The organism is Pseudoalteromonas sp. SR41-7 (assembly GCF_014163935.1).
Taxonomy (GTDB): domain Bacteria; phylum Pseudomonadota; class Gammaproteobacteria; order Enterobacterales; family Alteromonadaceae; genus Pseudoalteromonas; species Pseudoalteromonas distincta.
Map to the genome: position 1 here is coordinate 289,511 of NZ_JACJEF010000004.1, position 13,044 is coordinate 302,554.

General features: G+C 37.7%; 11 protein-coding genes. 7 read left to right on the forward strand and 4 right to left on the reverse strand.

Features of this window, described 5'->3' with window-relative positions; all coding sequences use genetic code 11:
• Positions 1-611 precede the first annotated feature (611 nt).
• Positions 612-1,628 (reverse strand): nucleoid-associated protein YejK, encoded by a 1,017-nt coding sequence (gene yejK / locus H5092_RS07585; protein WP_182733246.1) that lies wholly within the window; start codon positions 1,626-1,628, stop codon positions 612-614.
• Between the two features lie 62 nt (positions 1,629-1,690).
• Between yejK and H5092_RS07590 the strand changes: the two genes are divergently transcribed.
• The 7 genes from H5092_RS07590 (at position 1,691) to H5092_RS07620 (ending at position 8,081) form a co-directional block, all read left to right on the forward strand.
• Entirely contained in the window at positions 1,691-1,903 is a 213-nt protein-coding gene (locus tag H5092_RS07590; RefSeq protein WP_002961475.1) for a DUF1414 domain-containing protein, read from the forward strand.
• 5 nt (positions 1,904-1,908) lie between these two features.
• Positions 1,909-3,405 (forward strand): DUF3413 domain-containing protein, encoded by a 1,497-nt coding sequence (locus H5092_RS07595; protein WP_182733247.1) that lies wholly within the window; start codon positions 1,909-1,911, stop codon positions 3,403-3,405.
• Between the two features lie 86 nt (positions 3,406-3,491).
• A complete protein-coding gene (locus H5092_RS07600) occupies positions 3,492-3,971 on the forward strand; it encodes a DUF4124 domain-containing protein (RefSeq protein ID WP_024596961.1) in 480 nt (159 codons plus the stop codon).
• Positions 3,972-4,074: 103 nt separating this feature from the next.
• Positions 4,075-5,793, forward strand: a complete 1,719-nt coding sequence (gene aceK, locus H5092_RS07605; protein WP_182733248.1) for a bifunctional isocitrate dehydrogenase kinase/phosphatase — start codon at positions 4,075-4,077, stop codon at positions 5,791-5,793.
• A gap of 19 nt (positions 5,794-5,812) precedes the next feature.
• Positions 5,813-6,751, forward strand: a complete 939-nt coding sequence (locus H5092_RS07610) for a LysR family transcriptional regulator (RefSeq protein ID WP_002961484.1) — start codon at positions 5,813-5,815, stop codon at positions 6,749-6,751.
• 177 nt (positions 6,752-6,928) lie between these two features.
• On the forward strand, positions 6,929-7,372 hold the full coding sequence (locus H5092_RS07615; RefSeq protein WP_182194347.1) for a PA2169 family four-helix-bundle protein: 444 nt from the start codon (positions 6,929-6,931) through the stop codon (positions 7,370-7,372).
• Between the two features lie 313 nt (positions 7,373-7,685).
• Positions 7,686-8,081 carry a biopolymer transporter ExbD gene (locus H5092_RS07620; protein ID WP_024596959.1) on the forward strand — a complete coding sequence of 132 codons (396 nt, stop codon included), beginning with the start codon at positions 7,686-7,688 and terminating at the stop codon, positions 8,079-8,081.
• Between the two features lie 73 nt (positions 8,082-8,154).
• Here H5092_RS07620 and H5092_RS07625 read toward each other — a convergent pair whose 3' ends face one another.
• From H5092_RS07625 to H5092_RS07635, 3 genes are read right to left on the reverse strand one after another with little or no spacing between them, the layout of a single operon-like run.
• The gene (locus H5092_RS07625) at positions 8,155-11,190 is read right to left on the reverse strand and encodes a TonB-dependent siderophore receptor (RefSeq protein WP_182695105.1); all 3,036 of its coding nucleotides are present in this window, start codon (positions 11,188-11,190) and stop codon (positions 8,155-8,157) included.
• 9 nt (positions 11,191-11,199) lie between these two features.
• Positions 11,200-12,279: a FecR family protein gene (locus H5092_RS07630; RefSeq protein ID WP_024603563.1), complete on the reverse strand. Its 1,080-nt coding sequence runs from the start codon at positions 12,277-12,279 to the stop codon at positions 11,200-11,202.
• Positions 12,276-12,842 carry an RNA polymerase sigma factor gene (locus tag H5092_RS07635; protein WP_024597233.1) on the reverse strand — a complete coding sequence of 189 codons (567 nt, stop codon included), beginning with the start codon at positions 12,840-12,842 and terminating at the stop codon, positions 12,276-12,278. The genes H5092_RS07630 and H5092_RS07635 overlap by 4 nt, the downstream gene beginning before the upstream one ends.
• Between the last annotated feature and the right edge of the window lie 202 nt (positions 12,843-13,044).

A 13,044-nucleotide genomic window follows, 5' to 3' on the forward strand; every position in this document is an offset into this window, starting at 1 on the left:
TTCTCGCGTAAGCAAGCTTCACTACTACAGCCGAAATTTAACACCGTGAATAAAATTAACCTGTAGACGCACAACTTGTTGGCGTGACGGGCACAAAGCCCGTAAAAAGTAATTTTTTTTCACAAAGAGGTTAAGAGATGCTGCGCTTTTAGAGGTAGTAATAAGGCTAAGCCTGTCAATAAAGCATGACTTGTGTTTTCTCATTTACTCCTCTTTCACTTCTCTTTGTGCAATAGATCTTTTAGTGGTTTTGTTAGCAAAGAAATTAAATAAACAGAAGCGTTGCTTCTCGCGTAAGCAAGCTTCACGACTTCAGCCGAAATTTAACACCGTGAATAAAATTAACCTGTAGACGCACAACTTGTTGGCGTGACGGGCACAAAGCCCATAATAAGCGACTTATTCACAAAGAGGTTAAGAGACGCTGCGCTTTTAGAGGTAGTAAAAAGGCTAAGTCTTGTTAATAAAGCACGACTTGTGTTTTCTCATTTACTTCTCTTTGTGAAATAAACCTTTAAGGTTTTTTTTCCGAAGCAACGAATTTATATACCGATACAAAAAAGCGCGATATAGATACCGCGCTCTTAAATCAGATTTTTAACTTGTGAAATTTACTCGCTTTCACTTTCCATAAAACGTTGTAACTGATCTTTTAAGTTTGGCGGAATACCTTTAATTACAAGCGTGTCCGTTGCCTCGTTGTAAGTTACGCGCTCACCTAAGTGTTTACGTTCAAAGCTTACACTCACACCACCACCAAGACCTGAGAACTTAACCATGCTGGTTACGGTTTTTTTATCAACAGGGAAAGTTTCTTCTAAGTCATAGCTTTGTTCTTTACAAAAACTATCAAACGGGCTGTCATCGCCTTTTGTAAGCGTTGCAGATAGCTCGCTTACGCTTGCATCTTCACCAGTTGTCACACAGTCATTACAGTAGTCAAAAACTTGTTTACGTAAATCGTCTTTTTCTGATTTATCAAATTGTTGCTCAGATAAATAATCCTCTACTGCGCTAAGCATTACTTGGCTTTGCTGTTTTGAATCAATACCCTCTTCACAACCTAAAAAGTCTAAGAAAAAGTCAGCAACTTTACGTCCAGCTCGCCCTTTAATAAATGAAATATAACGGTTGTCGTCAGCTTGTGTATCCCACGCTGTTAAATCGATACGAGCAGCAAGTTGCATGCGTGATATGTCTAAATGACGAGAAGCGGCTAAATCAAGCTCTGAGGTCATAGAATAATGCTCTTTGATGTTAATCATCGCAATTAGCATGTAATCAGTTGCAACGTACTGGTAATGACAAAATACTAAATAGCCTGTTTCACTAAATGCATACTTATCAAGCTCTTCTTTTAAAACCGTTGAGGCTTGCTCGGTCATATGCCAAAAGCCTAACTCATCATTACGGTAACTTTGCATTGCAGATGCTACAACACTGTTTTTGTCACCACTGAAAGCACAATAACCTTTACCAGGTTTACCATTGTATGCATGATGTAATTGTTCGATAAAAACGGCTACTTTATCGTTAATTATCATCTCATCATTTCGAAGGTGAATTTGCGTATCGTCGTCTTTTTTGTCTACATAGTGAACGACTAATTTTTTAACGTCTGTTGTCATCTTTGTTTTTCACGCCTCTAGTGTTAAAATACGAGAATATAACTATTTTATTGAACCAACTAATGCCAATCTTATCAAAATACTCTAATGAAGAAGTAGAACAAATCGTCGATCAGCTTATTGATGTGCTAACTAAACACAATGCGCCGGTTGATTTAAGTCTTATGTGTTTAGGAAATTCTATCACGCATATCTTAAAAGAGCATGTACCAACAGGGAAAAGACAAGCTGTAACCGAGAACTTTGCAAAAGCGCTCGCGCAGTCGGTTAAATAAAATTTATGAATTTATCGCAGCACAATCAATTTTCATCAAAAGCGAGTCAGCTGCTAAGTTGGGGGCATTGGTTTACCTTTGCCAATATCGGCTTAGCCCTACTTATTAGCTTAAGCTATTTATTTGCAGACTCGCCACCTACAAGCTTTTTAGGCATTACCTATATGCTAGTTACTTGGCTAAGCCACACTAGTTTTATAGCCTTTTTAGCGTTTGTGCTGACGGTATTTCCGCTTAGTTTAATATTCCCCTACCCACGACACATTCGTGGCATGGCCGCTGTTATAGCCACTGTAGGCGCATCATTGCTGACTCTTGATGCTTATGTGTATGTTAATTTAGGTTATCACCTAAGTATATCTGCCTTACCTGAAATCATTTCATTGTTGTGGCATCGTTTAACAAGCTCTCCTGCTTTAACAACCATTTTAGCCAGTGGTATTGTTGTTGTTATTTTAGGCTTTCAGCTACTTGTTAGTAATTACACATGGCACCACCTTGAGCGTTTAAAGCAATATAAATTTGCACGTTACGCAATTTCTTTTTTAATCGTGTGTTTTTCGCTTAGCCACAGTATTCATATTTGGGCTGACGCCAATTTAAACTTTGACGTAACAAAACAAGATAATGTTTTGCCACTTTCATACCCTACTACCGCTAAAAGCTTGTTAGCTAAAAATGATCTGCTAGATATAGAAAGCTACGAGCAAGCACACAACGTAAAAATTAATAACCAAAATATTAGTTATCAAATGCCAAGCCCGCTTGAAAAATGCGAGGACTACACACAAGCCAATGTAGATATATTTGTATTTGAAACTCAACAACAACTCGAAAAATTTGTTGCCGAGAATAAAAACATGCACAAAACAGAGCAGTTTTTACAGCCAACAAATCATGACGATACGTTATTTAGCTTAGTGTATGGTTTACCCGCTTTTTATAAAGCAGCAATTTTAACCGAGCAAACACTCCCAGTTTGGCAAAGTCAGCGTCGTAGCATTGAAGTAACTGGCATTGAAGAACTAAGCTTTATTAATGATCAAGCACATAGCTCAAGTGCTATTCGAGTAATTAAAGCGAGTGATACCCCTACTGTTCGAGATGGTGAAACACAGGTTTTTGCTTTTAGTCTTGCCAATAACAAGCAAGAAGTAGTAACCACCTCAACTTTATACAGCTCTGACAAACGTATTTCTAAGGTAGATGGGCTAATTCAACCTAGCGATTTAATTGCAACAAGCGTTGGGCAATATTTAAATTGCAAAGCTATTGCCAAGCAAACAATGCTAGGCGTTAATCTATACAAGAAAAAAGACGATATGGGCGTGAACTACTCTCAGGGTGTTGTTATAGCCTATAAAAAAGATAGGATTACCTTAATAGATTCAGATGGTAACTTTAAAAACATTTCCGCCGCTGAAGGTTTTTCTATTGAACAAGGTTTAGATATACCATTTTTAGTACAGAGTATTAAAAAGCTCAAAACCTTTACCCAATAACAGTTATCCTAACCTAGCTTGATATACCACCAAGCTAGGTTATAGTTTTATATTGTTGTTAGATATAAAAACCAAGGATGACATGTATGTTTAAAACTTCTCGTTATATTCTCCATTCTAGCTTTTTACTTATCAGTTTTTTTAGCTTTAGCGATACCACTTACTACAAATGTGTAACAGAAAAAGGCACTGTCTTTTCTCAACTCCCCTGTGACGACGAAGCAACGACTTATAAAGTTAACACAACGGGTAATCAGTATTCTGGTCCTAAGGTTGACTACACTAAACAACTAAACGAACTTGAGCGTGAAAGGCTTCTATCTGGCTTACAGGCAGAGCTTCGCAGTAATAACCATAAACTAACAATACTTGATCGTAATAAAGAGCGTGCTGAATACAAACAACAAGAGCGGTTAAATCATATCTTAGCCATTGATGATAAAAAGCGTATTACTAAAGACATTACTAAAAAACTAAAAATAATTAATAAAACATATAAGAAAAACGTATCGGCTGTGACTAAACAAATTAAAATTCTCGAAAAAAAGATAGCTCAATTCCAATAAGTTACTCTTAGTTAGTAAGTAACATTTATCTTGGTTTTAAACTTAAAATAACATACCCTTAACACAATAGAGTATAAACTCTAGGGACTTTTAAGGAGTGCAAATGCAACCTCGCCATATTGCTGAATTAATTTTAACGGGTTTTAAAAGGCACTATCAGTTATTTCAAAAAACAACAGCCAAAGCCCCTCTTGCCTTTGCAAAAAAAGATTGGCAAGCAATTAATGATATCAGCCGTTTGCGTATCAGCTATTATGATGATCGTGTTAACGAAACCACGCAAGCGCTAAAAAAAGAAACCCCAACCGAACAACTCGATGAAAGCCTATGGCTTGAAGTTAAAAAGATATACCAGCATTTTTTATGTTTTCATCCCCAAGCAGAGCTCGCCGAAACTTTTTATAACTCTGTATTTTGCCGGCTGTACCATAGGCGCTATTTTCATAATGACTTTATATTTGTAGAAGCAACCTTAAAAGATGCTCCTTCAGTGCCTGTAGAAGCAGAATATAGAACTTACTTTCCTGTAGTTGATGGCCTCAAACCAACAATAAAACGCATTATTAATCATTTTGATTTTAAAGCCCCATTTGTAAATTTAGAGCGTGATATCCGCCTCCTTGTTAAAGCTTTTTATAAACAAGCCCCCGATACACATCACCAACCTTGGCAAATGCGCTTTGATATCTTACACACGCCTTTTTATCGTAATAAAGCAGCCTATATTGTTGGTCGTGTTGTTTCAAAAAGTGGGGTTCAGCCCTTTATAATCGCTGTATTACACGATGAAGATAACGGATTATATTTAGATGCACTTTTAACTAAGTCATCTCAAATGCGTGTTATTTTTGGCTTTGCCCGCGCTTATTTTATGGTAGAGACACACGCACCTTCAGCACTTGTTCGGTTTTTAAATCAACTTATGCCAAACAAAACACTTGCTGAGCTCTATAATGCAGTGGGTTTTCATAAACAGGGGAAAACTGAGTTTTACCGAGAGTTTTTAAATCACTTATCTCACTCTAGTGATGAGTTTACAATTGCACCGGGGACTCCCGGTATGGTGATGATGGTATTTACCCTCCCCTCATTTGGCTATGTTTTTAAAGTAATAAAAGACAAATTTGGTGAGAGTAAACCCTTTGGCCGTGATACCGTATTAAAGCGCTATCAACTGGTAAAAAACCATGATCGCGTTGGCAGAATGGCCGATACCATAGAGTATTCTAACGTCGTATTTCCTTTAGCGCGTTTTGATAGTAATTTACTTGCGCAATTACATAAAACAATTGGCTCATCAATGGTAATTGAGGGCGATTGGTTGATCATCAAGCATTTGTATATTGAACGGCGCATGACACCTCTTAACTTGTTTTTAGAAAATGCTGATGAAGAAAGTGTCGCCGACGCAATTGAAGAATATGGGCAAGCCCTAAAAGAAATGATTGCTGTTAATATATTCCCTGGTGATATGCTCTTAAAAAACTTTGGTGTAAGTAAGCACAAACGTATTATTTTTTACGATTACGATGAAGTTCAATATCTAACCGATATGAACTTTAGAACATTACCAAAAGCAAAGAGCTATGACGACTATTTAATGGATGAACAAAGTTACTCTGTTGCACCACAGGACGTATTTCCTGAGCAACTTTGTACATTTGTAATGCCAAACCCTATGTATAAAAAGTTTTTACTCAGCACTCATCCTGAGCTTATAGATGTTAGCTTTTGGAAGCAGGCACAACAAAATATAAAAAATGGTCAGGTAAGTCATATTTACCCATACCCGACAGCACAGCGCTTTATTCACCACTGGTAAGCGCTAAAGGACACACACAATGAATATAAGTAAAATAGATTTAAATTTACTCGTTTACCTCGATACATTGCTTCGAGAATGCAACGTAACACGCGCTGCTAATCAATTGAGTATAACGCAACCTGCAATGAGTAATGGCCTTAAACGTCTTCGTAACTTATTTAACGACCCTATTTTAGTTCGTACCAGCGATGGTATGGTGCCTACCGAGCGTGCTTTGGAGTTACAACCCGTTATTCGTGGCATATTAATGACCCTTGAAGAAACTCTAGCTCCTAATCGAGAATTTGAGGCAAGCCAAAGTAAGCGTGTGTTTAGAATAATGGCCAGTGATTACGCTGCAAGTACATTAGCACCAAAGCTTTTAAGTAAATTGCACGAAGAAGCCCCCGATACTACTTTAGATATACTCACACCAAGTGATGTCACCTTTCATGATGTAGAAAACGGTAAAGTAGATATGGCAATCAACCGTTTTGAAAACTTACCGCAGTCTTTTCATCATAAACGTATTTGGAAAGATAGTTTTTGCTGCTTAGTAAAAGCCGATAATCCTATAATTGAAAACTTTAGCCTCGACAGCTATTTAAAAGCGCGCCATATATGGGTGAGTAAAACAGGTTTTGGTGTAGGTGTAGGCATGGACCCTAAAGATGTTCAAAAACTTGGCTGGGTTGACGAAGCACTTGCTCACTTTGGTAAGCATCGTAATATTGCCACTTTTACGCGTAACTACCATGTAGCTATTCATTTAGCTAAAGAGAAAAATTTGATTGCGACCCTTCCTTCAAAAGCCGCAAATATATATTTGGATGATCCGGGGCTTAAAATTTTAGAGCCACCATTTCCAATTCCTCCTTTTGAGCTTGATATGATTTGGAGCCCACTGTTACATCGCGATGCGAGTCACATTTGGTTACGTCAAAAAGTAGCTGAAGTAGCTGAAGAGCTAAAATAACTTTATTACACAATATAATGTAAAAATTGCTAGGTTAACTTTTTGCCTGTTAACTTAGCATCTTACTAGATCAAAATTAAACCAATAAAATCAAATAACTACATAATAATTAAAACGTGGAACATACATTGCTTTTATTTAATTGAACTATACATTCATTTAATTAAAGAGGTCATTATGAACACCCATCAAGGATCAGAAGTAAATCATATTACTGACATCATTCAAGTTATGAACAGCGGCATCGATTTTTATCAAAAAGCACAGGAAAAAGTTGAAGACCCTGCTATTGGTGCACTTTTCCAGCGTATGATAGATGCCCGAAAAGTGAGTGTTGAGCGCTTGCAGCCATATGCAATTAATGAAAAAGGCGAACGCGAAGATGGCTCATCTTTCGCAGTTGAAGCACGACGTGCGTACACAGCCCTATTGACTACTTTCACCTCACACAACGACAGCACGTATGTAAAAGAGCTTGAAGAGGTAGAAGATAAAACCCTTGAAGAAATTAAAGCAGCAATGAATAAACCGCAACCAGCTGACTGCGAAGCTGCACTGGCTAAAACATTATTAACAATGCAAAGCTGCCATGCAGAAATGAGCCGTATGCAAAAGCATTAAGCTTACATAGCGCATAACTAGAACCCAGCCTCGAGCTGGGTTTTTTATTGCCCCTAATACCAATCTACATCTTTTTTTAAGCAATTTAACAAATTGCATTACATTATAACGATGCTAAATAGACCCATTTTTAAGCAGATCGGTATAAACACCACCTTATTTCGCCACATTTTAAATACATAATTAGTACAAATATTTAATATTATTAGAATATTTATTTAACCACGCTTTATTTTTGCTGTGCTAATTTTGTTAATAGGTACCTAAAACCTTGCTGTGGCGCCGCAGCATTTAATTAAAAATAAGGTCCAATATGAAAAGTAAACTAACCAAACTACAAAATAATGCTGATGTAGATATGACCCCGATGTTAGACATAGTGTTCATATTACTAATTTTCTTTATTGTAACTACATCTTTTGTAAAACCTGTGGCTATTGAATTAAACCGACCACTCGACAGCCCTCAAATAGATAAGCCTGTTAAAAATGCTTTATTTAGAATTGATGAAAGTAACGGAGTATATTTTTCTGGGAGGTTAATTGATTTAGAGCAAGTTGCGACTAACTTAGCTATGTTCGCGGCTAAATATGAAATAAGTTCGGTACTTATAACCGCAGACGAAAACAGTACACATAATACTTTAATGAATGTAATGAATAATATTAAGCAATACGATGATTATCCAATAAGTTTGATTTCTAAATAAAATCAGCCCAAGCTAAAACCAAAAAAAGGGCCTTACGGCCCTTTGAGTTAAATAACAAAAGGGAGGTTATTAATTAAAAACGGTATTCTGCACCTACGTAGTAGTAAGCACCGTTAAATCCAAACGGAGCCGAACGACGTGAGTAGTCAAACACACCTGAGCTACTTATTACTGTGTTGCCACTAGCATCCACAATAGTACCTGAGCGAGAGTTACCTATTTCATTTTTATCTGGGTAAACATCGAACAAGTTATTTGCACCAATATTTACTGATAAATCTTCAGTAACGAAGTAGTTAACTTTAACGTCAGTTAAAATTTCTGCGCCATACGTTTGACGACCGCCATCTTCTACTGTGTATTCACCAAAACGATTAAGTGACAGGTTAACAGTCCAATCATCACGTTGATAAAGCGCACTTAAGTTAATACGGTCCTCTGGTTGCCACTCTTCTATAATAGAGATGTCTTCAGCTGAGAATATATCTTCTACTTTTACTGTCTCAAGGCTTGAGCCAGCAGGAGAGAACAACGATACAACATCTGTTTTGGTAAAGTTAGCTGCAAGTGTAAAATCAAGCGTGCCGCCTAAACCTTCAGTGTTCCACGTTGCTACAAAATCAACACCACGAGTTTCTGTATCAGCACCATTTAAGAAAAACTGCCCTACGCCAGCACCTGCACTATTTAGTGCTGCATCAAGGCTTGTAGATAACCCTTTACCTAAGCGATCACTAATTACAATACGGTCGTCAATATCAATCGAGTAGTAATCAACGGTTACATTAATATTATCGGTAACGTTATACACAATACCTAAACTACGGTTTTGTGATTTTTCTTCTTTAAGTTTTGGAATACCTAAACTTTGCGCAAGTGTTGAATCATTTCTAAATGTACCAACTTCTTCTGCAACTAAATTCCCATTAGTATCAACAACAAATTGTGTGCTTACGTTATTAAAGTAAAGCTGCTGCATTGAAGGCGCTCTAAATCCTGAGCTTAATGCACCACGTAATGAAATATCGTCGGTAATAGACCAGTTACCAGCAAGTTTAAAGTTTACTGTATCGCCAAAACCTTTGTAGTTATCGTAGCGAAGTGCTCCAGATAAAATCACATCTTCAATTACATAAGATTCTGCATCTACGTAAAATGAAATTACATCACGTGACTCATCCACTGAAGACGCAGGTGATGAACCACCAAAACCTTGTGAACCACCCGATGCATCTTCAGAGCCAACACCGCCACTTAAACCGCTGTAAATACTTACACCATTTAATGTGTCGTAATCGCGGTACGCATATTCATTACCTTCTAAAATACGGTATTCGTCAGTACGTATTTCAGCACCCATCGCTAACGAATAATCATCAAAGTTTTGTGTAAAATCAATATTGATTGTTTGCAATGATAATTCCATGCCGTAAGCGTACGCTTCACGTGGAATAGTTGTACGAATATCAGCTGCACTTAAACCTTGGTCATAACGTAAAAAGTTAGCGTATGAGGCATTGATAGTGTCACTTGTAGTGTAATCAATACTGTTCTCGCCATAGGTGTAAGATAAATCAAGGCTTGCATCGTTATCAAATTCAGTTTTATAACCAAAGTTGTACGAGATATCATCGATAGTTGTGTTGATTTTTGGTAAGAAACCTAGCGGAATCGTCGCATCGTTATCTTGTAGTACTGGGTTACCACCTGCATTTGCATTATGACGGAAAAATGCAGCCGACTCATTTTCACGTGTTGAGTAAGTAATAAAGCCGTAAAGCTCGCCATCACCTAACTCGTAACCGGTATTAATTGTTAAACCAAACTGCTGAGAGTCAGCATCACCAATTCTAAAGGTATCACGATCGGCTGTCAGCTCACGCGGATCGCCAGCAAGTAAAGTGCCGTCACTTAGTTCTGTACAACCATAAAACTGACAAGAGCCATGTAAACCGGCACGGTTAGTCGGTGCACGGTCACGGTAATTGATAGTTGTATTTAAATAACCGTCATCACCTAGCGCAAAGCCTTTATTAAAATCAAGGTTAATGGTTTCGCCATCGCCTTCAGAATATTGACCGTAGTTAATAGCCGCTTTACCACCTTCGCTACCATCTTTGAGCACAATATTAATAACACCTGCAATTGCATCAGAACCATACTGAGCAGCAGCGCCATCACGTAATACTTCAATGCGTTTAATTGCAGAAGCTGGAATTGCATTCATGTCAGTACCTGCGGTACCACGCCCAACAGAGCCATTAATATGAATAATACTTGCTTGATGACGACGTTTGCCGTTAATTAACACCAATGTTTGATCGGGGCCCAAACCGCGAAGTGTCGCAGGTCTTAAAGCATCTGTACCATCACTAATTGCAGAGCTTGAAAAGTTAAATGAAGGGGCGATAGACTGTAGCATACGACCAACTTCTGTTTGGCCCGTATTTTCAAGCGCTTCTGCACTTAGGATATCTACTGGAACGGGTAAATCTTCAACTGAACGTCCTGCTACACGGCTACCGACAATAGCAATTTTTTCAATTTTTTCTTGAGCGACTTCTTCTGCTGCGTTTACACCTTGCGAATTTACTGCAAGTAAAGCTGGTAATACTGCTGCACTGACCGCTGAAAGCTTCATCATGTTGTTATCATTCCTGTTGATTTGTTTGAGTTTTATACTCAGTAAACCATTTTGATCAACAACCGCATCGAGCTCAGTCCCACCTAATAATGCCTCTAGAGCATCTAGCTGAGTGTAAAATCCATAAACTGAATTTGCGTCATACTGCTTTGCCAACTCATAAGAAAACACCACGGTTTGCTCTGTTTGTTTAGCATATTCAATTAAGGCTTTGTCTGCTCGCTGCGCTTTTATATCAAATTGCACCATTTGCCCAGTGGTTTGTGTTGCTGCTTGTACACTTAAACTAAAAATAGCCGGTGCAAGCACACTAAATCCACTCAATAAATGCGTTTGGTTACTGCGCAACTTATATAAACAGCTGACAAACAAAAATCCTCTATGGGTTTGTTTCTTTTTTTTAATGTTTTTTTTACGTTCAATCTTTATTGATGTAACTTTACCTAACATTAGTTTGATTTGCATAACGTCTACTTATGATTCTGTATGGTGTTTTAGCGTTACTACATGCTCACCTAAACGCTCATGATCAATCGAAAAGTTAGTTTGTAAACTTTCTAGTAAACCTTCAACGTCACCGGCTTTAAATACTCCAGCGACTTTAATACTGGCAAGCTCAGCTGATGAAAGCTCAAAACGTGTGGCTGTATAGCGGCTTACTTCATTTAAAGCATCGCTTAGCTCTTCTCCATTAAAAATAAGCATCCCGTTTTGCCATGCCAAATCGCGTTGTACGTCGTTCATTGAAAGCTGCGTAATTGGTTTTGTAACACTTTGCTCAATAACTGCTTTTTCGCCTGAGGTAACAATATTGGCATTAATTTGACGAATTTTTTTCGTGCTATTATCTGCAAGTTGATAATCTTTAAAGTCATTTGCATCAACCGCTACACTTGGATCAGTGATCATCACTTTGCCTTCAGTAACCACCAGTTCTAAATCTGATGAAGTATTGCGTTGGACATTAAATACCGTGCCTAACGCGGTAAAACTTTTATCACCAGCCATAACACTAAACGGACGCGTGGCATCTTTTGCTACATTAAAGCGCCCTTCTCCACGACTAAGTAATAACTGCCTGCGGCCTTTACTATAAGCAACTTCTAGTAAGCTATTAGTATTAAGCTGCACTATGGTGCCGTCTGGCAATACATACGTTGCTTGCTCGCCTACTTTTGTTTTGTAAATTTTAGTGTAATTAACTTTAGCAAGCTCTTGGTTGTAGCCATTTTCTAAGTTAATTAATAAGTAGCTGCATACCATTAACGCTGCAAACAAACTCGCTGCAATTGAGTAAGAAAACATCCACTTGTTTTTTGATGTTTTAGTATTGTTGCGCTGAGGAAATAAATGACTTAATTCGTTTAATACTGAAAGCTCATCCCAAAGCTGAGCAAGCTCGTATATAGAGTCTTGATGTGCAGTGCTTTGCATCATCCATAATTTAAATTGCTCTTTTTCATCATCAGTTAAACCACGATCAATCGCGCTTATCCAATCACATGACTTTTCTAAGATTAAATCTTTTGAATTAAATTGATGAACATTACTCATTCTGCGACCCTCTTAACTGATATAGGATGTGCTTGAGCTTTAAGGTTCGTTTGAGGGCTTTGCTCATGTTCACGCATGTATAACATGGTTTGTAACAATCCTTTGGCAATGTGTTTTTCAACAGTGCTTTGGCTTAACTGCATTTGGTCTGCTATCTCTTTTTGGCTCATACCGTAAACTTTTTTTAATATAAAGCATTTACGAATCGATGAGCTTAGTTGCTCAGTAGCTCTACAAAAAAGTAAAAAACGCTCTTTAGATGTGTATTCGTCTTCGAGCTTCATTGATTTGAGTAATACGGGCAATTCGTTATCGTTTTCTAACGAATCATTAAATTTATTGTCCCACTTAGCTATATGGTTGAGTGCTAGATGTTTTGCTGTTTTTAGCATATAACTGCGGGTAAACTGGATGTCTTGTTTTAAATCAGCTTCATAGCTTTTTACAAAAGTTTCTTGCACAATATCTTCTACATCGTCGGGTTGAACAATGCGCGATACAAAACGTTTGAGCTGTTTAGAAATATCAACAAATGTTGACGTGAACTTTACTTTTTTCGTCATCCTTAACATCCACCTGTTGTTATTTTTATTATTAGGGCGTGTTGGCCTTTCGTGGTTGAATTTGCAGCAGTACGTTTGGTATTTAGGCAAGGCAGAGCCTATGTAGTGTGGTTATTCCCCATAAATAGGTGATAACGCAGCATAAATACCATACATGCGCTGCCCTTTGAGCTCGATCTAGGGACGATTAACTCTTTGTTGC